Origin of the sequence: Pseudolysinimonas kribbensis (assembly GCF_039531715.1) — a bacterium.
GTDB classification, from domain to species: domain Bacteria; phylum Actinomycetota; class Actinomycetes; order Actinomycetales; family Microbacteriaceae; genus Pseudolysinimonas; species Pseudolysinimonas kribbensis.
The window spans coordinates 998308-1019568 of sequence record NZ_BAAAQO010000004.1 but is presented as its reverse complement, the minus strand read 5'-3'; the positions used below and the strand labels follow the sequence as shown (position 1 = coordinate 1019568).

General features: G+C 72.5%; 15 protein-coding genes. 9 read left to right on the top strand and 6 right to left on the bottom strand.

Annotated features, from left to right (window positions below):
* Positions 1 to 14: 14 nt before the first annotated feature.
* A complete protein-coding gene (locus ABD285_RS15590; protein WP_344203390.1) occupies positions 15 to 980 on the bottom strand; it encodes a DUF2891 family protein in 966 nt (321 codons plus the stop codon).
* A 38-nt stretch (positions 981 to 1018) separates the two neighbouring features.
* On the opposite strand from ABD285_RS15590, the gene ABD285_RS15585 reads away from it, so the two are divergent.
* Both ABD285_RS15585 and ABD285_RS15580 read left to right on the top strand, forming a co-directional pair.
* Entirely contained in the window at positions 1019 to 1846 is an 828-nt protein-coding gene (locus ABD285_RS15585; RefSeq protein ID WP_284254718.1) for an aldo/keto reductase, read from the top strand.
* 7 nt (positions 1847 to 1853) lie between these two features.
* Positions 1854 to 3698 carry a thioredoxin domain-containing protein gene (locus ABD285_RS15580; RefSeq protein WP_344203388.1) on the top strand — a complete coding sequence of 615 codons (1845 nt, stop codon included), beginning with the start codon at positions 1854 to 1856 and terminating at the stop codon, positions 3696 to 3698.
* Here the strand turns inward: ABD285_RS15580 and ABD285_RS15575 are convergent.
* Positions 3688 to 5400 (bottom strand): hypothetical protein, encoded by a 1713-nt coding sequence (locus tag ABD285_RS15575; protein ID WP_284254719.1) that lies wholly within the window; start codon positions 5398 to 5400, stop codon positions 3688 to 3690. The genes ABD285_RS15580 and ABD285_RS15575 overlap by 11 nt on opposite strands.
* A 164-nt stretch (positions 5401 to 5564) precedes the next feature.
* Here ABD285_RS15575 and ABD285_RS15570 point away from each other — a divergent pair, with 164 nt between their 5' ends.
* On the top strand, positions 5565 to 6107 hold the full coding sequence (locus ABD285_RS15570; protein WP_284254720.1) for a hypothetical protein: 543 nt from the start codon (positions 5565 to 5567) through the stop codon (positions 6105 to 6107).
* 2 nt (positions 6108 to 6109) lie between these two features.
* Here ABD285_RS15570 and ABD285_RS15565 read toward each other — a convergent pair whose 3' ends face one another.
* From ABD285_RS15565 to ABD285_RS15550, 4 genes are all read right to left on the bottom strand, one after another.
* A complete protein-coding gene (locus ABD285_RS15565; RefSeq protein ID WP_284254721.1) occupies positions 6110 to 6685 on the bottom strand; it encodes a CoA-binding protein in 576 nt (191 codons plus the stop codon).
* Positions 6686 to 6689: 4 nt separating this feature from the next.
* Positions 6690 to 8027, bottom strand: coding sequence for an O-acetylhomoserine aminocarboxypropyltransferase/cysteine synthase family protein (locus tag ABD285_RS15560; RefSeq protein WP_344203386.1), 1338 nt, complete (start codon positions 8025 to 8027; stop codon positions 6690 to 6692).
* Positions 8028 to 8073: 46 nt separating this feature from the next.
* Positions 8074 to 11391, bottom strand: coding sequence for a hypothetical protein (locus ABD285_RS15555; protein ID WP_284254722.1), 3318 nt, complete (start codon positions 11389 to 11391; stop codon positions 8074 to 8076).
* Positions 11392 to 11504: 113 nt separating this feature from the next.
* Positions 11505 to 13076 carry a dolichyl-phosphate-mannose--protein mannosyltransferase gene (locus tag ABD285_RS15550; RefSeq protein ID WP_284254723.1) on the bottom strand — a complete coding sequence of 524 codons (1572 nt, stop codon included), beginning with the start codon at positions 13074 to 13076 and terminating at the stop codon, positions 11505 to 11507.
* 26 nt (positions 13077 to 13102) lie between these two features.
* Here ABD285_RS15550 and rsmI point away from each other — a divergent pair, with 26 nt between their 5' ends.
* From rsmI to ABD285_RS15520, 6 genes are all read left to right on the top strand, one after another.
* On the top strand, positions 13103 to 13927 hold the full coding sequence (gene rsmI, locus ABD285_RS15545; protein WP_344203382.1) for a 16S rRNA (cytidine(1402)-2'-O)-methyltransferase: 825 nt from the start codon (positions 13103 to 13105) through the stop codon (positions 13925 to 13927).
* A 105-nt stretch (positions 13928 to 14032) separates the two neighbouring features.
* Positions 14033 to 16012 (top strand): S53 family peptidase, encoded by a 1980-nt coding sequence (locus tag ABD285_RS15540; protein ID WP_284254724.1) that lies wholly within the window; start codon positions 14033 to 14035, stop codon positions 16010 to 16012.
* Between the two features lie 81 nt (positions 16013 to 16093).
* Complete coding sequence (locus tag ABD285_RS15535; RefSeq protein ID WP_344203573.1) at positions 16094 to 17011, top strand: NADP-dependent oxidoreductase; 918 nt, start codon at positions 16094 to 16096, stop codon at positions 17009 to 17011.
* Between the two features lie 147 nt (positions 17012 to 17158).
* Entirely contained in the window at positions 17159 to 18610 is a 1452-nt protein-coding gene (locus tag ABD285_RS15530; protein ID WP_344203380.1) for a phytoene desaturase family protein, read from the top strand.
* Between the two features lie 102 nt (positions 18611 to 18712).
* A complete protein-coding gene (gene metG / locus ABD285_RS15525; RefSeq protein WP_344203378.1) occupies positions 18713 to 20299 on the top strand; it encodes a methionine--tRNA ligase in 1587 nt (528 codons plus the stop codon).
* A gap of 5 nt (positions 20300 to 20304) precedes the next feature.
* Positions 20305 to 21228 (top strand): TatD family hydrolase, encoded by a 924-nt coding sequence (locus ABD285_RS15520; protein WP_284255712.1) that lies wholly within the window; start codon positions 20305 to 20307, stop codon positions 21226 to 21228.
* Positions 21229 to 21261 lie beyond the last annotated feature (33 nt).

The following is a 21261-nucleotide window of genomic DNA, read 5'->3' as shown; positions in this document are numbered from 1 at the left end:
CGGGGCCGCGGCGCTCAGCGCAGGGCGAGCACCGCGAACGCGGCCAGCCAATGCTGCGCCATCCAGTCGCCGCCCGTGACGAGCGGCAGCGAGGCGGTCAGGTGCGCGTCGGCGGCCGCGGTCATGCCGAGCGCGCGGAAGCCGTGCGCGCGGTGCAGGTTGAGGCCGATGAGGTGCGCGCCCTGCCCGTCGGTGGGGTTCAGGATGACCGCGGGCGTCGCGATCGCATCCACCGCCCCGCCGAACCCGCCCCACCACGCCCCGAACCCGTCGCCGAGCACCTCGCGCATGAGGCCGGCCTCGGCGAGGCCGCCGGAGAGGAAGTCGGCGCCCGACGGCTCATAGCCGAACGGGTAGTCGCGGTCCGCCGCGTACAGGCGGCGCGCCGCCGTGCCGATCGCATCGAACAGCGCCGGATCGCCCGCGGCGGCCTGCTGGCGCGCGTACGGCAACGACCGGGTGAGCGCCCAGGCGGTGTTCGAGTGCATCCCGACCCGCTCGGGGTAGGCGAGCAGCGGCAGCCAGCGCACGAACCCGTCCGCGAGCCGCTCGGCGAGGGGCGCGAGGTCCGCCGCCCAGGCCCGCGCGTCGGCCTCCCCGTCGGCGCCCCACTCGGCGAGCTCGGCCGCGAGCTGCAGGGCCCATCCCCAGCCGTACGGCCGCTCCCACGACGGCGCGGCCTCGACGTAGGCGGCCTCCGCGCGGAGGTTCGCCGCGGTCAAGTGCTCGCCCAGCACCGCGCGGGCGTCGCCGACGAACGGTGCGCTCGGGAAGCTGCGCACGAGCACCGCGAGCGCCCAGTGCATCTCGACCGCGGAGTGCCAGTCGAAGCAGCCGTAGAAGGCCGGATGCGCGCCGCGAGGGGTGACCTGATCGTCCGGTCCGTGCATCGTGTGCCGCGGTCCGTTCGGGTACTCGCGGCGCACGGCGGCGATGATCGCCGGGGCGTAGATCTCGGCGACGTCGTGCAACGCGGTCACGGTCGGCGAGCCTAGTCGCGACGTGCCAGGCTGGAGGCATGACGGTGCCCAGCCTGCAGTTCAACGACGGCCACTCCATCCCGCAGCTCGGTTTCGGCGTCTTCCGGGTCGATCCCGCCGAGACCGAGCGGATCGTCACCGACGCCCTCGAGGTCGGCTACCGGCACATCGACACGGCCGCCCTCTACGGCAACGAGGAGGGCGTGGGCGCGGCGATCGCGAAGTCCGGCATCCCGCGCGACGAGCTCTTCATCACGACGAAGCTCTGGAACACCGAGCACGGCGAGGCGACCGCGCTCGCCGGCATCGACGACAGCCTGCGCAAGCTCGGACTCGACCACGTCGACCTGTACCTCATCCACTGGCCGGCGCCGGGCAAGAACCTGTTCGTCGAGACCTGGCAGACCTTCGAGAAGATCCGGGATGCCGGCAAGGCGACATCGATCGGCGTCTCCAACTTCCGCACCCAGGACCTCGATCGCCTCGCGGCCGAGACCGGGACAGTGCCCGCGATCAACCAGATCGAGCTGCACCCCTTCTTCGTGCAGCAGGAGCTGCGCGACTACGACGCCGCGCACGGCATCCTCACCGAGTCGTGGGGCCCGCTCGGCCATGCCGTCGTCGACGTGCTCGGTTCGGGACCGCTCGCCGAGATCGCCGGCGCGCACGGCGTCGCGCCCGCCCAGGTCGTCATCCGGTGGCACCTGCAGCACGGCCTGGTCGTGATCCCGAAGTCGAACAACCGCGACCGCATGCGTCAGAATTTCGACGTCTTCGGCTTCGAGCTGACGGCCGACGAGATGGCGGCGATCGACGCCCTGGACACCGGTGTGCGCTCGGGTGCGGATCCCGACACGCTGAACTGAGGCCCTCGTGGCCTCCCGGCAGGGCTCCTCGAGGCTGGCGGACTCCACCAGTCCGTACCTGCTCGCCCATGCGGGCAACCCGGTCGACTGGTGGCCGTGGGGCGAGGAGGCCTTCGCCGAGGCCCGGCGCCGCGATGTGCCGGTGTTCGTGTCGGTCGGCTACGCGACCTGCCACTGGTGCCACGTCATGGCGCGCGAGAGCTTCTCCGACCCGGAGCTCGCGGCGTACCTCAACGAGCGGTTCGTCGCGATCAAGGTCGACCGGGAGGAGCATCCGGATGTCGACGCGGCCATGCTCGCGCAGGCGGGCGCGTTCACGCAGAACCTCGGGTGGCCGCTGAGCGTCTTCACGACGCCCGAGGGCGGCGCCTTCTACGCGGGCACCTACTTCCCGCCGCGCGCGGGGCAGGGTGTGCCGGCGTTCCGCGAGGTGCTCGAGGCGATCACGGATGCGTGGACCCAGCGGCGCGATGAGGTGGGCGCGATCGCCTCGGCGCTCGTCGGGGCGCTCGCCGAGCGGCGACCGGCTCCGGATGCCGAAGCCGTCGACCTGGATGCCGCGGCCGATGCGATCGCGGCCCTCGACGATCCCGAGTTCGGCGGCCTCGGCCGCGGACCCAAGTTCCCCAACGCCCCCGTCCTCGCGTTCTTCGCCGAGCACGGCCCGCGCGAGCTCGCCCGCCGCACGCTCGCGATCATGGCGGCATCGCCGCTGCGCGATCCGGTCGACGGCGGCTTCTTCCGCTACGCGACACAGCGCGACTGGACCGAGCCGCACTACGAGCGCATGCTCGGCGACAACGCGCAGCTGCTCGCGCTCGCGGCGCGGCTGGCCCCGTTCGATCCCGGCGCCGAGCGCATCGCGACCGGGATCGCGGGCTTCCTGCTCGACACGCTGCGGCTGCCGTCGCGCGCGTTCGCGTCGGCGCAGGATTCCGAGAGCGACCTCGGGGGGCAGCGCAGCGAGGGCGGCTGGTACCGGCTCGACGCGGGAGAGCGGGCGCGGCATCCGGCGCCGGCGCTCGACCGCAAGGTGCTCACGGGTCTCAACGGGCTCGCGATCGGGGCGCTCGCCGAGGCCGGTGCGCGGTTCGACCGCCCCGAGTGGGTCGCGGCCGCCGCCGTCGCGGCCGACGCGCTGCCCGTGCGCGACGGCGGGCGGCTGGTGCGGTCCTCGCTCGATGGACGTGCATCGGATGCCGTGGCGACCCTGGAGGACTACGGCGGCCTGGCCGGCGGCCTGCTGCGCCTCGCGCTCGCGAGCGGCGACGTGCGGCACGCGATCCGCGCCCGGGAGCTCGTCGACGCGGCGGGCAGCGGTCCGCCCGAGGGGGCGGATCCGGTGCTGTCGGCGCAGGGGCTCGCGCTCGCGCCCGACCTCGCCGACGGCGCGACGCCGTCCGGCCCTGCGCTGCTCGCCGACGCCGCCCTGCTGCTCTGGGCGGTCACTGGCGAGGACGGGTATCGCGAGCTCGCGGCGGCCTCGATCGCGCCGGCGATCGCCGAGTCCGCGGGCCGCGCGAGCGCGTACGGGGCAGCGCTCGAGCTGGCGGCGCGGCTGGCTCGGCCTGCTCGGCAGCTCGTGGTGGTGGGGGACGAGGCCGATCGGGCGCCGCTGGCCGGTGTCGCGCGCACGGCCGTCGCCGACGCGGTCGCGCTCGTCACCGCTTCGCAGGCCGTGGCCTTCGAGGACGCCGGCTTCGAGCTCTTCGCCGGGCGGGCGCCGCGCGACGGGCGACCCGCCGCCTACTGGTGCGAGCAGTTCGTGTGCCGACTCCCGGTCTCGGACGCCGCGGAGCTCGCCACGCTCCTCGCCGGGTCGGGATCGAGCGGCGCGGCGCCTAGCGGGTGACCGCGGGCTCCTCCTCGGGCGCCTCCACCGGCGCCGGATCGTGCCGCGCGAGCTCGCGGAAGATCAGCCAGACGGTCATCGCGAGCACGCCGAAGCCGGCGAGCACCGTCGCGATCAGCCAGAGCGGGGGCTCGCGCGTGGTGTCCTCGAGCGACGTCGGCACCACGATGAGGGCGAACAGGAACGCCGAGGGGATGGCGAGCGCCGCCCAGGTCCGCCGGCTCCCGCCGAACAGCTCCTTGCCCTCCATGAAGGTGATCGGCAGCAGCGCCACGACGAGCCCCGTGAGCCCCTCGTCGGCTGCGGCGCCGAGGGATTCCCGCGCCAGGTCCCAGCCGAAGCCGATGGCCTGCTCGCCGAGGGCATGCACGAGCGAGTAGACCATCCAGCAGAGCACGGAGACCGCGGCGACCAGCGAGAGGCGCAGCGTCGTGGCCCAGCGATGGTGGCTCTCGCGAGCGCCGACGGCCAGTTCGAGTCCCATGACCAGGCCGATCAGCAGCCCCGGTTCGAAGCCGAAGGTCCGTGAGGCGAGCACGCCGATGATCGAGAGCGCGAGCGCCGCCGGCTGGGCGACGAGGTGCGCCGGGGCATGCCAGCGCCGCAGGGCGATCCGCGCGGTCAGGATCGCCGGCAGCGGCAGGACGAGGCCGAGGCCGATGATGAGCGAGAGCGTGGACCGCAGGGAGTCGGCGTCCGCCCCGTACTCGGGGTCGGCGAATCCGAAGGCGACGCTTGCGAGCACGATGACGATCGGCACGGAGATGTGCAGGTGGGGCAGCCGCCGCCAGAGGGTGCGCACGGGGGCGAGCACGGCGGTGAGCGGCGCGAGCAGGGCGGCGAGGCCGGCCCGCGCGCGGTGGAATCGCCATGCGTTCGAGCCGACCGTGTCGTCGAGGAAGTGCGCCGGGATCGCGATGAGCAGCAGGAGGAGCGACCCGAGCCCGCCGGCGGCGGCGAACGACTCCGGATGCGCCAGGATCTGCTGGAGGGTCGGCACCCGATCGCCGAGCACCACGCGCGGTGCGGGCGGTGCGGTCCGCGGGCTCGCGGCGGCGTGACGCACGCTCGGCGCCCGTGCGGGGGCCGGCTCGACGGGTTGCGCGAGGGTCGGGAGCTGCGAGACGGCGACCGCGGGAACCGAGGTCGCGCGCGGCGCGGGGACGGCCGCAGGCACCACGCGCGGGGGCGGGCCCGGGCCTCGAGTCGGCGTCGGGGTGGGAGTCGGCGTGAGTGTCGGAGTGGGGGTGGGCGTCGGAGTCGGGACCGGCGTCGACAGCGGCGGCGTCGGTGTGGGATGCGCATTGCGCACCGCATCCGGCACCACGACGAACCTGCCCATGGCCTCTTCGGTGCCGGACGGACCCGTCGAGATCGCGACGACCCGGGTGTCGCCGAGCGCCCATGCGCCCGGCGGTGCGACCGCGCACGACCAGGCCGTCGATCCGGAGCCGGTTCCGGTGCAGGCGGTGCTCACATCGGTCACGACGTGGCCAGGAGGCTGGACGGTGACCCGGACCGCCGCGTCGGCGTTCTTCGCCCCGGCGATCTCGACGACGGTGCCCGGGTGGATCATCTGCGGGCCGATCCCGAGCGACACGGCGGCCTGCGCGGGCGACGCCAGGCACAGCCCCAGGCCGAGGGCGGCGACCAGGGTCACGGCGGCGCGCAGCAACGAGCGCCACCACCTTCGGACAGGCATGGGGGGACAACTTCCGAGGCGGTTTGATTTCAGGTAAGCGGAGTATGGCAGCGCAGCCGCGTCGCGAGCCAGCCTCGTCCGATGAGATCCGTCTCATCGGATGCGCGTCCTGCTTCTCCCGAGGGCCCTCGACGTTCGTCGCCGGGCGCGCATAGGCTCGCCGCGTGATCCGCCGCGTGCTGCTGCTGGCGCCGCTCGTTCTCCTCGTCGGGGCGCTGACGGCGTGCACGCCGCTGTCGACCGCGCTCGGCGGCGGAGCGTCCGAGCGCCCCGAGACGACGTCGTCCGCCGCGCCGCGGCCCTCCGGAACACCGGTCTCGCCGCCGCGGCCGACGGTGGGCGCGGCCTCATGCACGATCAACGCGCCGGGCGCGTATCAGGCGCCGGACTGCCCCGCGCTCATCGTCAACGGCGATGGGATCACCGTGACGGCCGGCCGCGCGGGCGCCATCGAGATCCACGGCGATCGCAACCAGGTGCTCGCCGACGCGGGCGCCAGCGTGCAGATCGAGGGCCAGGACGACCAGATCGTCGTGGGCGGCGACGTCGGCGGCATCGAGATCCACGGTGATCGCAACGAGATCGACGGCCAGGGACGCATCGGATCGGGGCGCATCGTCGGCAACGACAACGCGGTCAAGGCCGCGGCGGGCGTCGGCCGCATCGATGACGAGGGGGCGCGCAACTCGGTCGGCGCCCAGCCGTAGGGCTAGCGGAGCGCGCCCTTGCGGGACGAGATGACGCCGGTGTCGAAGCCGAGCAGGTGCAGACCCCCGTGGAAGCGCGCGTGCTCGACCTTCATGCAGCGGTCCATGACGACGGTGAGGCCCTTCGACTCGCCGTACTCGGCGGCCTCCTGATTCCAGATGCCGAGCTGCACCCAGACGGTCTTCGCCCCGATCGCGAGCGCCTCGTCGATGACCGACGGGATGTCGCTGCCCTTGCGGAACACGTCGACGATGTCGGGCACGACCGGCAGGTCGGCGAGGCTCTTGTAGACCGGGCGGCCGAGGATCTCGGTCGCGTTCGGGTTCACGAAGTACAGCTCGTAGTCGCTCGATTGCGCCAGGTAGGTGGCCACGAAGTAGCTCGAGCGCGCCGGGTTCGGCGAGGCGCCCACGATGGCGACCGTCTTCGCGTCGCGCAGGATCCGCTGACGCTGCAGGGCATCCGGGCCGTGCCAGGTGCGCTGCGACTTCAGCAGTTTCGCGAGCGGCGAGCTCGCCGGGATCGAGCAGGTGAGCCCGTTCTGCAGGTCGACGGTCTCGAGGGTGTCGGTGCTCATGGCCTCATTCTCCCCGCACCGCGGCGGCCAGCGCCCGGTCGAGGTCGTCGATGATGTCGTCGACGTCCTCGATGCCCACGCTGATCCGCACGAGGCCGGGCAGCACGCCCGCAGCGAGCAGCTGCTGCTCGCTCAGCTGCGCGTGGGTGGTCGACGCCGGATGGATGACGAGCGTCTTCGCATCGCCGATGTTCGCCAGGTGGCTGGCCAGGTTCACGCTCTCGATGAAGCGCTGCCCGACCCCGCGACCGCCCGCGACCCCGAAGCTGAACACCGATCCCGGGCCGAGCGGCAGGTACTTCGCGGCGCGCGCGTGGTGCGGGTGGCCCGGGAGCCCCGCCCAGTTGACGAACTCGATGCGGTCGTCGGCATCCAGCCATTCGGCGACGGCGCGGGCGTTCTCGACGTGCGCCTGCATCCGGAACGGCAGCGTCTCCACGCCCTGCGCGAGCAGCCAGGCGGAGTGCGGCGCGAGCGTCGGCCCGATGTCGCGTAGCTGCTCGGCGCGCAGCCGGGTGAGGAACCCGTACTCGCCGAAGTTGCCCTCCCAGCTCAGGCCCCCGTAGGTCGGCGTCCCGGCCTCGAACAGCGGGAAGCGGTGACTGCCCCACGGGAACCGGCCCGACTCGACGACGACGCCGCCGAGGGTGGTGCCGTGCCCGCCGAGGAACTTGGTGGCCGAGTGGATGACGATGTCGGCCCCCCACTCGATCGGCCGGTTGAGGTACGGGGTCGCCACGGTCGAGTCGATGATCAGAGGCACCCCCGCGGCGTGCGCGACCCCGGCGAGCCCCTCGATGTCGGCGATCTCGCCCGACGGGTTCGCGATCGTCTCCGCGAACACGAGCTTGGTCTTCTCGGTGATCGCCGCGGCGTAGTCGGCCGGGTCGGTGCCGGCCACGAACGTCGTGTCGACGCCGAACCGGCGCAGCGTCACGTCGAGTTGGGTGACCGTGCCGCCGTAGAGCTGCGACGACGCCACGATGTGGTCGCCCGCCCCCGCGAGCGCGGCGAAGGTGATGAACTCGGCGCCGAGACCGGATGCCGTGGCCACCGCCCCGAGGCCGCCCTCGAGCGAGGCGACGCGCTCCTCGAAGCTCGCCACGGTCGGGTTGGCGAGGCGGGAGTAGATGTTGCCGTACTTCTGCAGGGCGAAGCGGGCGGCGGCATCCGCGGTGTCGTCGAAGACGAAGGCGCTGGTCTGGTAGATGGGCAGGGCGCGGGACCCGGTCACGGCATCCGGGATGTTGCCCGCGTGGATGGCGCGGGTGCGGAACCCGTAGTGCCGGTCGGAGGCGGGCCGGTCGGAGACGGTCCGGTCGGGGCGAGCGGGATCGGCCATTGTCCGAGGCTAACCGCGCTCCGTGCGGTGTTTCGCCGTGTTGCGATCAGTCCTCGTTGAGCGAGACGACCGCGTCGGCCTCCTCGTCGGCCTCGACCTCGTGGTGCCGGCGCGAACGCACACGGAAGACGACGTAGACGGTGAGGGCGATGAGGGCGAAGCCGGCCAGGACCGCCAGCCAGCCCCACAGCCCGGAGCCGAGGGTCGCCCAGTTGCCCTCCCACGGCACGACGGCGACGATGAAGACGACGAGCGCCACGAGGTACGCGAGGCCCCACAGCACCTTGGACCGCCGGAACACGTGCTCGCCCTCGAGCAGGTGGAACGGCAGCAGCTCGACGAGCAGGGCGACGATGCCCTCGGTCGCGATCGCGACGAGCAGCTCGAGCAGCAGCGCGCTCGTGAAGTCGTGCTCGGCGGACTCGCCCGAGAAGGCGCTGAAGCCCAGCCAGGCGGCGATGGCGAGGCCGATGATGAGCCCCGATCGCACGAGCACGGCCCGCCAGGCGTATCTGCCGACGGCGTGCCCGGCGATGGAGAGCCCGAGCACCAGTCCGATGAGGAACCCGGGCGAGAAGTGCAGCATCCGCGAGGCGATGACGCCGAGCAGGGCGAGCACGAGACCGAGCGGACGCAGGCGGATGGTGACCTCGGCACCCCAGGCGCCGCGCACGATGAGCTTGGTGAACCAATCGACGACGTAGGTCACGATGAACAGGGCCACCGCCAGGGCGATGACGAGGCGCAGCGACTCGGGGTTGAACCCGAAGCGCGGGTCGGCGAAGCAGAACAGCACCGCCGTCGCCGCGGTCACCGCCAGGCCGCCGATCGCGGGCGCGCGGGCGAGGAGGGCGTGCAGCCGTGCGAGCCATCCGGGGTTGCGGCCGAGGCGCGGGTTGCGCCGGCCGAGGTGCTCCCACTGCTCGGACAGCGTCGCGTCGAGAAGGTGCGCGGGCAGGATGCCGAGCACCAGCAGCACGAGCCCGATCGCGATCGCGGCGGGCACCTTCTCCGGGTGGTTGACGACGTCGCCGATCGAATACAGGCCGTTCGTGAGCACGTTGGGCGCGACGTCGGGTTCGATGCCGACGTCGCGCTTGTCACCCGAGCCGGATCCCGCGCCCGAGCCGGTCTGCTCGCTCTGTTCGGACGACTCCTGCTGCTCGTCGCTGGCCGGCACGGCGCCGACGACCGTGACGTCCTTCGCGTTCGTGGTCGAGGTCAGGCCCGTGCCGCTGAGGGTCGCGATGATCTGGTGCGCGCCGGGCGTCGTGTCGAGCGGGATGGTGCCCTGGAAGGCGAAGGCGCCGGTCCGATCGACGAGCGCCCGGCCGAGGGTGACCGGCGTCGAGTGCAGCACGAACGTGACGGTCGAGCCGGCCGGGAGCCCCGATCCGCTCGCGGTGAACGTGTCGCCCGGGTGCAGGTTCGACGTGTCGATGCCGTCGATCGAGAAGGTCCAGACCGGGGTGGTGAGCGTCGTGCCGGGCGTCGTCGCGGGTGCGGCGAGGATCACGGCGCGCGCGGTGCTGAGCGCCGAGGTGCCGCCGGTGCGGTACACGATCCGGCTGTCGGTCTCGAGGATCGCGTCGTCGCGCCCCGCGCCCTGATCGACCTGGGACGCGCGGAAGGTGTGCGACCCGACGCCGGGGCGCGCCTCGCAGCTCCATCGTCCGGCGGCCACGGTGGCGGTGCACGCCGCGGTGCCGCCGTCGGTCACCGTGATGAGATCGCCGTCCGTGCCGGCGCCCGCGATGCTCGCGGCTCCGCTGCCGCGATCGGTGACCGAGTCGATCGTGGGGGCGACCGGGATCACGAAGTAGTCATCGGCCCAGGCGCCCGTGCCCTGGTCGGAGTAGGGGTTCCAGATCCCCGGGGTCAGTCCGCTGAAGACGCAGGTGAGCGCGACGCCGTCGTCGCTCTGCGCGACGTCGACGGGGATCTCGGGCGCCGCCTCCGTGCTGAGCGCGTTGCCGCAGCGCGCCTGGGCGGAGAAGTCGTTCGTCGCGTCCCACGAGTACAGCACGACGCCGACCGCGTCCAGCGGCTGGTCGTGTGTGGGGGTCGCGGTCACCGTGATGCTGCCGGGGGCGTGCCGGTACGACACCGCCGGGATGTCGGCGGTCGGAGCGACGGGCGCGCTCGGAGGCGACTGCGCTCCCGAGCGGTAGCCGAGCACGAGCCCGTCGTCGGAGATCTGACCGTCCTGCTCGCCGGCGCCGACGTCGGTCTGCACCGCGGTCAGGGGGCCGCCCACCTCGCCGGTGTCGCAGATCCACTGGCCGTCGTCGTCGACGGTGGGCGTGGAGTAGTAGCCGTCGCAGTAGGTGCTCTCGCCGTCGCCGAGGAGGATCGTGTCGCCGGGCTCGCCGGTGCCGCTGACGACGGTGTTGACGCCCTCGCTCTGCGTGATGTCGGCGCTCGTGATGACCGGGGCGTCGTGCACCACCGCGTAGACGCCGGCGCTGTGCGTGCCCTGCGTCGTCGCCTCGACGGCGTACAGGCCCGGCGCCAGCCCGCTCGCCGTGCACACGGTCGCCGCCGCGCAGTCGGCGACGGTCCCGAACGTCGAGCCGTTCCGGCGCGCGATCCGGATGTCGGCCACGGTCGCACCGTCGGTCGGCGTCACGGTCGCGGTGATCGAGGCGGGCGCGAACGACAGCGCGATCGTCGGGGGCGTCGTGGCGGGCGGCGGGGCGGCATCCACGTCGAACGTGGTCGCGAGGTCGGTCGACTCCTCGCTGCGGGAGTCGGTGAAGGTGACGGTGAGCGCGTGCGATCCGAGGCCGAGGGTCACCGGTGACGTCCACATGCACGACCAGCTCGTCGAGGCGTCGAAGGCGCCGACGCAGGAATCCTGGGCGATGAGGTCGCCGTCGACGCGGAAGTTCGACATCCCGCCGGTCGCGATCCGGGTGCCGCCGAAATGCAGCACGTCGCCGGCGCGGATCGACGCGTCGGTCGAGAGCGTGGCCGGCTCCGCGACGGTGAAGTGCGGCTGCGGATAATTCGCGATCTGCGAGCTCGGGCCGGTGAGCTGGCCGACGAGCGTGTAGCCGCCCGGCGCGAGCGCGATCGGGTCGAGCGTGCACGAGTACGACACCGGATCGGTTCCGGATGTCGGGGCGCAGTCCGGCGCGAGGTCGATGCCCTCCGGATCGCCGCCGTCGGCGATGGCGTTCCACGTAAGCGTTCCGTCGGCGTCGTGCTGGCCGCTCCAGGTCAGCGGGCCGCCCGGGTAGAGCGTGCCCGCGGTGTCGATCTGCGACGTGAAGATGCCCGCGGCGTTCACCGGCACCGCCAGCACGAGGGCAGCACCCAGACCCGCCACGAGGGCGGTGGCGAGGACGATCGGTCTGCGCACGGGTGCTCCCGCCTCAGGGCTGCCGACGCCGGGGGGTTCGCCGGAGGAGCCTGAAGAATTGCTGAGACTCTACGGGTTGACGACGCAATCTCCTAGAGCGCCAGCGGCGCCCCTCAGATCCAGGTCGGGAACCAGTAATGCAGCCGGAGATAGTCCAGGGGGATGGTCTGCCCGATCCACAGCGGCCAGAAGAAGACGCTCAACACGGCGCACAGGCCGAGGAAGACGCCGACGAGGGCGAGCCCGCGCACCCGCTGGGGCGCCGGGTCGTCCCGGGTGCCGACGAGCACCCGGATCGTCGCGACCAGGCACAGCAGCAGGTAGGGCTCGAACGCGATCGAATAGAACTGGAAGATCGTGCGGTCCACGTAGAGCAGCCAGGGCAGGTATCCGGCACCGAGCCCCGCCAGCACGAGCGCCTCGCGCCACACGCTCCGCCGGCGCACGGCACCCCAGACGACGCGCACGACGAGAAAGAACGCCGCCGCCGTGGCGGCCCACCAGATGAGCGGGTTCGCGAGCTCGAGGATCTCGGCCGCCGTGCCGTTGCCGTTGTCGTGGTAGTACATCGACGTCGGCCGCACCAGGAACAGCCAGGTGAAGGGGTTGGCCTGGTAGGCGTGCGGCGTGCTCTCGTGGATGTTGTAGTTCCAGATCTCGCCCTGGTAGTGCCACCAGTTCTGCACCGCGACCGGCACCCCGCTGAGCAGACCGGTCGCGGGCGAACCGCCGTTCTGGATCCACGTGCGGTCGTAACCGCCCGAGGTGGCGAACCAGCCGGTCCAGGTCGCGAGGTAGGTCGCGAGGCCGAGCGGCACCACGAGCAGGAAGGTCGCCCACGACTGCTGCAGGAAGCTGCTCGAGGAGTAGAAGCCGATGCCCGCGCGCTTGCGCAGCACGATCTCGCTGAGCACGACGAAGACGCCGAACCCGGCCAGGAAGTAGAAGCCGCTCCACTTGGTGCCCGCCATGAGGCCGAACGAGACCGCCGCGAGCAGGAGCCACGGCCGCCACCACAGGATCGGTCCCCAGTCGGTCGGCTGCCCGGCCTCCCCTCGGTGCGCGACCCACTCCGTCAGTCGTCGCAGGGTCCACCCGCGATCCAGGAGCACGAGGATGACGCCCACGAGCCCCCAGAACGCGACGATGTCGTCGAGCAGCGCGACGCGGCTCATGACGATCGCATTGCCGTCGATCGCCATGAGGCCGCCCGCGATCGTGGTCAGCAGCGTCGAGCGGAACAGCAGGTGGGCGAGCACCATGACGAGCGCGACGAGCAGGATGCCGACGACCGCCGTCGAGATCCGCCACCCCCACGAGCTGGCCGCCCCGCCGGATGCGACCTCGCCGAGCGCGATGATCCACTTGCCGAGCGGCGGGTGCGCGATGAACTCGGGGGCGCTCGTGAACGTGTCGACACGTCCCTGCTGGAACCCGGGGTTCGGGTCGGAGGGCCAGCTGCCCTCGTAGCCGAGGTGCCAGATCGTCCAGGCGTCCTTGACGTAGTAGGTCTCGTCGAAGACGAGCTCGTGCGGCTGACCGAGCCCGACGAGACGCGTGAGGGTCGCGACGACGAGCACGATCACCGGCCCGCCCCAGATCGCGATGCGCCGCGCGATCGGGCGCACCATGAGGTCCTGCCACCAGTCGTCGAGGCGCGACCCGGTCAGCTCGACGACGGTCACGGCGCAACTCTAGGAGACTCGGTTGCATGATCATCCTGGGCGCCACACCGATCGGGAACCTCGGCGACGCCACGCGACGGTTGGTGGAGGCGCTCGGCTCCGTGACGGTGATCGCCGCGGAGGACACCCGCACCGCCGTGCAACTCATGCGGGCGCTCGGCGTCGAGAACCGGCCGAGGTTGATCGCCCTGCACGAGCACAACGAGACCCGCCGCGCAGCGGAGCTGGCCGAGCACGCGCGCGACGAGGACGTGCTCGTGCTCACCGACGCCGGGATGCCGACCGTGAGCGACCCGGGATATCGGCTCGTCGAGGCGGCCGTCGCCCTCGGGGTGCGGGTCACGGTGCTGCCCGGGCCGAGCGCCGTGCTGGCCGCGCTCGCCGTCTCCGGCCTGCCGACCGACCGGTTCGCCTTCGAGGGGTTCCTGCCGCGCACGGGACGTCGCGCGCATCTCGCGTCGCTCGCCGCCGAACGGCGGACCCTCGTGTTCTTCGAGTCGCCGCACCGCATCGCGGCCGCGCTCGCCGACGTGGCCGCCGAGTTCGGCGACGGTCGCCGCGTCGTCGTCTGCCGCGAGCTCACCAAGCTGCACGAGGAGGTGCGGCGCGGCACCGCCGCCGAGCTCGCCGTGTGGGCATCGCAGGGGGTGCGGGGGGAGATCGTGCTGGTGGTCGCGGGGGCGCCGGATCGCGCCGCCGATCCGGCCCAGGCGGTCGCTCGTGTGCTCGAGCTCGTGGCCGCGGGCGCGCGCCTCAAGGACGCGAGCGCGGAGGTCGCCGCCGAGACCGGCCTGCCCCGCCGCGAGCTCTACGATGCGGCGCTCGCCGCCCGGAGCACGCCGTCGGCATAGACGGATCTGTCGACCCCCTTGCGGGGGGTGTCATCGCACGCTTACGGTCAGTGCGCCGATGTTTCCGCATCGGAATCACTTCATCGGGGAAGCGAGGGGATGCACGTGCGTGCATGGACGAGGAGGACGGTCGCGGTGATCGCGGCCGTCGCGACGGCGGCCGGGATCGGGATCGCCGGGGCGGGTGCGGCATCCGCCGCCGATCGCCAGACCTTCAGCGGATCGGTGCCGAGCTGGGCGACGTCGGCGAACGACGAGGGCGCCGCCGCGGACGACGCGACGGAGGAGGCGGAGATCTACCTGCCGCTGCGCGACCCGAAGGGCGCCGAGCGACTCGCGTCGACCGTGTCGACCCCCGGCGTGACGACCTTCCGCCACGGTGTCACGGCGCAGCAGTGGATCGCGCGGTTCTCGCCGACGCAGGCGGACTTCGACGCCGTGCTGGACTACCTCAAGAGCCAGGATCTGACGATCACGGCGTACCCGCAGTCGCGCCTGTACATCATCTTCCGCGGCACCGCCGAGCAGCTCGGCGACGCGTTCGGCACGGCGCTGCACTCCTACTCCTACAGCGGACGCTCGCTGCTGGCCCCGTCGTCGGCGCCGTCGGTGCCCGCGGCGCTCGCCGGCAAGGTCGCCGGCATCGGACTCGACCAGTCGAAGCTGCTGACCCGTCCGACCGACGTGGCGCAGGATCCGGATGCCGCCGCACCGCAGGCGTTCGGCAAGAAGGTCGCGACGACTCCGCTCATCACGACGCCGTGCTCGACCTACGCCGGTGAGCACGTCGTCACGGTGCCGCCCGCCTACCGCGGCCAGACCTCGTACCCGACCTATGTGTGCGGCTACACGCCGGCGCAGGTGCGGGGCGCGTACGGGCTGCAGACCCTGAACCAGAAGGGCATCACCGGCGCGGGCCAGACCGTCGCCCTCATCGACGCCTACGCATCCCCCACCATCGAACAGGACGTGAACACCTGGGCGACGGACGCCGGGGAGCCGACGCTGCGTCCCGGCCAGTACCGGCAGATCGTGCCGGCCCCGTCGCAGTTCTCCGACCAGGCGCTGTGCCAGGAGCCCAGCGGCTGGCAGACCGAGCAGACGATCGACGTCGAGGCGGTGCACGGCATCGCGCCCGCCGCGAACATCCTCTACGTCGGCGGCTACAACTGCGGCGGCGGCCTGGACCTCGCGCTCTCGAAGATCCTCGACGGCAAGCTCGCGAACATCGTGAGCAACAGCTACGGCGACGGCACCGAGGCCCTTCCGGCCGATGTGCTGACCGGGGAGCAGAACCTGTACCTGCAGGCCGCGGCCGAGGGCATCGGTCTCTACTTCTCCAGCGGTGACGACGGGGATGACGCCGACCTCAACGACGGCGTGATCCAGCCGTCGTTCCCCGCATCCAGTCCGTGGGTGACCGCGGTCGGCGGCACCTCGGTCGGCATCGACCAGAGCAACCGCATCTCGTTCGAGACCGGCTGGGGCGACACCGCCGACCAGATCGTGAAGAACGACGACGGATCGCTCGGCTACCTCGGGCCGCTGCCCGGGCCGCGGTTCCTCGGCGGAGCCGGCGGCGGCACCAGCACGGTGTTCGCGCAGCCGTCGTACCAGCGGGGCATCGTGCCGGGGTCGCTCGCCAGGGGCAAGCGGGTCGCCCCCGACGTGGCGGCGCTCGCCGACCCGTACACCGGGTTCCAGATCGGCTACCGGCCGATCGTCGACGACACGACGCTCGAGACCGGCGACTTCGTCGACGAGACGTGGGGCGGCACGTCGCTGGCCTCGCCGATCGTCGCGGCGCAGGTGGCTCTCGTGCAGCAGCAGACGCGCGCGACGATCGGGTTCGCGAACCCGACGCTGTACGCGATCGACCGCGTGCTGCCGTCGGCCTACCGTGACGTCGTGCCGCAGAACCCGCCGCGCGCCCTCGCATACACCAGCGCGACGAGCGGCAACAGCTACCTGATCACCCTGGACAGGGACACCACTCTCACGACCCAGCGCCGCTACGACGACGTCACGGGCCTGGGCGGCATCTCGTTCACGCTGCTCGGGTTGCTCGCGCAGGGTCGTCACTGACCGGCGCTTCTTGAAAGTTCCCCGGCGATCCGCCGCTGTCACGTGCGGCGGATCGCCGGGGAGCGTAAGCCGGAGGGCGTGATGAACGCGGTCCGCATCCCTCGATTCGGTGACAGCAGCGTCCTGGAGCTCGTGCAGGTCCCCGAGCCGGAACCGGGTCCCGGGGAGGTCAGGGTCGCCGTGCGCTACGCCGGCATCAATCCGGGCGAGATCCCGATCCGCGAGGGCCGATTCGGCGGGGAGCCGCCGTTCGGGCAGGGCAGCGACTTCGCCGGCGAGATCGTCGGCCTCGGCGAGGGGGTCACCGGCTGGCGGATCGGGTCGGACGTGATCGGGATGTCCGACCAGCGTTCCGCGCAGGCCGACTACGTCGTGCTCCCGGCCGACCGGGTGATCCCGAAGCCCGCGGGTCTCGGCTGGGACGTCGCGGGCGCCCTCTACGTCGCCGCCACGACCGCGGTCGCCGCGGTCGACACGATCGCCCCGCACCCGGGCGATCGCGTCGTCGTCGCGGGTGCCGCGGGAGGGGTCGGCGTGCTCGCCGCCCAGCTCGCCGCCCGCGCGGGGGCGCGGGTGATCGGCACGGCATCCGAGCAGAATCACGAGGCGCTGCGCGGGCTCGGCATCGAGCCGGTCGCCTACGGCGACGGCGCCCAGGGGCGGATCCGTCTGCTCGCGACCGACGGCGTCGACGCGTTCATCGACACCCACGGCCGCGGCAACGTCGACCTCGCGCTCGACCTGGGCGTCGACCCGGGGCGGATCGAGACGATCGCCGACTTCGCCGCGGCGAGCCGGGGGGTGCACACCGTCGGGATGTCGTCGGTCGCCGACCCGCGAGCCGCCGTCGCGCTCGTGGCGCAGCTCCTCGCGGAGGGCGCGATCACGTTGCCGATCAAGGCCCGGTACGCGATCGACGACGTCGCGACGGCCTACGACCGGCTCGCGGAGCGGCACGGCCTCGGCAAGATCGTGCTGCAGGTCGGCACCGGCATCTGACCCGGACGGCGCGGCCGTGCTGCTCGAGGTCGCGGGCGCAGACCGGGATCCGATCGACGTTTCGCCATCCGATTGTCCCCGCGCGGGCCGCATCGGATGGCGACACGCTCATCGGATCCGTGCAGAGGTCGCGCTAGCGTCGCATACGTGATCGACGCGACCGTGGTGGGGTCGGGGCCGAACGGCCTCGCCGCGGCCGTGACGCTCGCGCGCGCGGGTCTCAAGGTGCGCCTGCTCGAGCGCAACGACACGATCGGGGGCGGCATCCGGTCGGCCCCGCTGACGCTTCCGGGCTTCGTGCACGACATCTGCTCGGCCGTGCACCCGGCGGCCCTCGCGTCGCCGTTCTTCCGCGCCTGGGGTCTGACCGAGCGCGTGCCGTTCGTGGTCCCGAAGGCCTCATACGCGCATCCGCTCGACGGCGGGACCGCGGCGATCGCGTACCGCGACCTCGACCGCACCGTCGACGGGCTCGGGCGCGACGGCCGCGCCTGGCGCGGGCTGCTCGGCCCGCTCGTGCGCCGGATCGACGAGGTCACCGACTTCACCGGCTCGACGCTCGTCCGCGTGCCGCCGCATCCGGTCACCGCCGTGCGGTACGGGCTGCGGGCGCTCGAGCAGGGCGGAGCGTGGGGCGCGGCGCGGTTCCGCGACGACGCGGCGCCGGCGCTCCTGTTCGGCGTCGCCGCGCACGCGAACATCCCGCTGCCCTCGCTCGCCGGCGCCGGTGCCGGCCTGCTGCTCGCGGCGCATGGACACGCCGCCGGCTGGGGCCTGCCGACCGGCGGCACGCAGCGGATCGCCGACGCGCTCGCCGACGACCTCCGCGCCCACGGCGGCGACATCGAGACCGGAGCCGACATCGGGTCGCCCGCGGACCTCGACCCCTCGACCGTGACCCTGCTCGACACGTCGGCGGGGTTCCTCGACCGGTTCGGCGGGGATCGCCTGCCCGCGGGATACCGGCGCGCGCTGCGGGGGCTGCGCCACGGTGCGGGGGTGGCGAAGGTCGACCTCGCGCTGTCGGCTCCCGTGCCGTGGGCCGACCCGGCCGTCGCGTCGTCGCCGACCGTGCACCTCGGCGGCACGCGTGCCGAGATCATCGCCTCGGAGCGGGCGGTCGCGCGCGGCACCGTCTCCGACGCGCCCTACGTGCTCGTCGTGCAGCCGACGATCGCCGACCCGAGCAGGGCGCCGGCCGGGCGGCACGTGCTGTGGGCGTACATCCACGTGCCGAACGGCTCGACGATCGACCCGACCGAGCTCGTGCTGCGCCAGGTGGAGCGTTTCGCGCCCGGGTTCCGCGACACGATCCTCGCGGTGTCCGCGCGCACGGCGCCCGAGGTCGCGCGCGACAACCCGAACGACGTCGGGGGCGACATCAGCGGCGGCGCCGCGACACTGCGTCAGCTCGTGCGCCGCCCGGTGCTCTCGCCGCAGCCGTGGCGCACGCCGATCGAGGGCCTCTACCTCTGCTCGTCCGCGACGACGCCCGGCCCCTCCGTGCACGGCATGAACGGCTGGTACGCGGCGCGCCTCGCCCTCCACGACCGTTTCGGCATCCACACCACCCTCGACGACCTCGCAGTGCGCGAATGACCGAAATTGGCAGGTCTGACGCCGCGCGACCTGCCAAAAGTGGTCATTCGCGAGCAGAGCCCCGGCCGGTAACCGCCGAGGGGGGCTCGGTAGACTGCACGGATGCCCGGCGAGTCGTTCTTCATCACGACGCCGATCTTCTATGTCAACGACGTGCCGCACATCGGCCACGCCTACACCGAGGTCGCGGCTGACGTGCTCGCCCGCTGGCACCGGCAGCGCGGCGACGACACGTGGTCGCTCACCGGCACCGACGAGCACGGCCAGAAGATCCTGCGTACCGCGACGGCCAACGGCGTCGGCCCGAAGGAATGGGCCGATCGCCTCGTCGAGTCGGCGTGGAAGCCGCTGCTCGACACGGTCGACATCGCCAATGACCAGTACATCCGCACCACCGACCCCGAGCACGAGCGCGGGGTGCAGGCGTTCATCCAGCAGCTCTACGACGACGGTCACATCTACGAGGGCATCTACGAGGGCTACTACTGCGTCGGCTGCGAGGAGTACAAGACCCGCGACGAGCTGATCGAGACCAAGGACGGCGACTACGCCGGCGAGCTCGTGTGCGCCATCCACTCGCGCCCGGTCGAGGTGCTCAAGGAGAAGAACTACTTCTTCCGCATGAGCGACTTCCAGCAGGAGCTGCTGAACCTGTACGGCTCGCAGCCCGACTTCATCCAGCCGGAGAGCCTGCGCAACGAGATCATCTCGTTCGTCTCGCAGGGCCTCGAGGACCTCTCGATCTCGCGCTCGACGTTCGACTGGGGCGTCAAGGTGCCGTGGGACGAGTCGCACGTCATCTACGTGTGGTTCGACGCGCTGCTGAACTACGTGACCGCCGTCGGCTACGGCGACCCGGAACGCTCGGGGCCGGCCGGCACCGGGGAGTTCCGTCGGCGCTGGCCCGCGGTGCACCTCGTCGGCAAGGACATCGCGCGCTTCCACGCCGTCATCTGGCCCGCCATGCTCATGGCGGCGGGCCTCCCCGTGCCGCAGCGCGTCTTCGGGCACGGCTGGCTGCTGGTCGGCGGCGAGAAGATGTCGAAGTCGAAGCTGACCGGGATCGCGCCCCAGCAGATCACGGACGTGTTCGGCTCCGACGCCTTCCGCTACTACTTCCTGCGCGCGATCACCTTCGGCCAGGACGGCTCGTTCTCGTGGGAGGACCTCGCGGCCCGGTACCAGGCCGAGCTCGCCAACGGCTTCGGCAACCTCGCGTCGCGCGTCATCGCGATGATCGCCCGGTACCGCGGCTCGGCGTTCCCCGAGGCGTCGGTGGACGTCGAGATCGCCGAACTCGCCGCGCGGGTGACCGCGGATGCCGACGACGCCATCGGCCGTCTCGCGATCCACGAGGCCATCGCGCACGTCTGGCGGCTCGTCGACGCCCTGAACCTGTACATCACGGAGCAGGAGCCGTGGGTGCTCGCGAAGGACGAGGCGCAGTCCGCCCGACTCGACCAGGTGCTCGCGACTGCGGCACACGGGCTCGGCACGCTCGCCGTGCTGCTCTCGCCGGTCATGCCGAAGGCGACCGCGAAGCTCTGGACGGCGCTCGGCGGCGAGGGCGCCGTACAGGACGTCCGGTTGCAGCACGCGACCGAGTGGAAGGCGCAGACGACCGGGAGCGTGCAGGCGCTCGAGGCTCTCTTCCCACGGATCGAGGAGCAGGAGGCCGGCGCCGCGTGAGCAACCTGGGCGACGAGGCGTTCCTCCGCGCACGAGAGCGGCCGGCTGACCAGCCGGCCGAGTACCCGCCTCTGCCCGAGGCGCTCGTCGTGCCGGTGTACGACAACCACACCCACCTCGACATCCGGGACGGCGAGCACGGGCTCGATTACCGCGAGCAGCTCGATCGCGCCTCCAGCGTCGGCGTGCGCGGCGTCGTGCAGGTCGGCACCGACCTGGCGACATCGCAGTGGAGCGCGGAGATCGCGGCGCGCGAGCCGCGCGTGCTCGCCGCGGTCGCGCTGCATCCGAACGAGGCGCCCGAGATCGAGCGCCGGGGAGCGCTCGATGACCAGCTCGCGGGGATCGCGGAGCTGGCATCCCGGCCCCGGGTGCGGGCGGTCGGCGAGACGGGGCTGGATTTCTTCCGCACCGGTGAGGACGGCCGCGCCGCGCAGATCCGCTCCTTCGAGGCGCACATCGAGATCGCCAAGCAGAGCGGGCTCGCGCTGCAGATCCACGACCGCGACGCCCATCGCGAGGTGGTCGAGGTGCTCGAGCGGGTCGGGGCGCCTGAGCGGACGGTGTTCCACTGCTTCTCGGGCGACGCCGAGTTCGCGCAGCTGGTCGCCGAGCACGGCTGGTTCCTCTCCTTCGCCGGCACGGTGACCTTCAAGAACGCCCCGGCGCTGCGCGAGGCGCTCGAGGCGGTGCCGCGTTCGTCTCTGCTGGTGGAGACCGACGCGCCGTACCTGACGCCGATGCCGTTCCGCGGCCGGCCGAACTCGGCGTACCTGATCCCGCACACCCTCCGCTCGATGGCCGACACGCTCGGCACCGACGTGTCGATGCTCGCGGCGCAGATCTCGTCCAACACCGAGCTCGTCTACGGCGCGTGGGACTCCGACCCCGTCGACGCCCCGCCGGGACCGTTCGACGAGCATGAGTGACGACCGACGGCCGAGACGGCCGTCGGCGCTGGC

Bases quoted from the DNA above. Each gene is read 5' to 3' on its own strand.
- ABD285_RS15565 (WP_284254721.1), bottom strand. From the start codon at position 6,685: ATGAGCACCGACACCCTCGAGACCGTCGACCTGCAGAACGGGCTCACC.
- ABD285_RS15535 (WP_344203573.1), top strand. From the start codon at position 16,094: ATGAACGCGGTCCGCATCCCTCGATTCGGTGACAGCAGCGTCCTGGAG.
- ABD285_RS15560 (WP_344203386.1), bottom strand. From the start codon at position 8,027: ATGGCCGATCCCGCTCGCCCCGACCGGACCGTCTCCGACCGGCCCGCC.
- rsmI (WP_344203382.1), top strand. From the start codon at position 13,103: ATGATCATCCTGGGCGCCACACCGATCGGGAACCTCGGCGACGCCACG.
- ABD285_RS15585 (WP_284254718.1), top strand. From the start codon at position 1,019: ATGACGGTGCCCAGCCTGCAGTTCAACGACGGCCACTCCATCCCGCAG.
- ABD285_RS15575 (WP_284254719.1), bottom strand. From the start codon at position 5,400: ATGCCTGTCCGAAGGTGGTGGCGCTCGTTGCTGCGCGCCGCCGTGACC.
- metG (WP_344203378.1), top strand. From the start codon at position 18,713: ATGCCCGGCGAGTCGTTCTTCATCACGACGCCGATCTTCTATGTCAAC.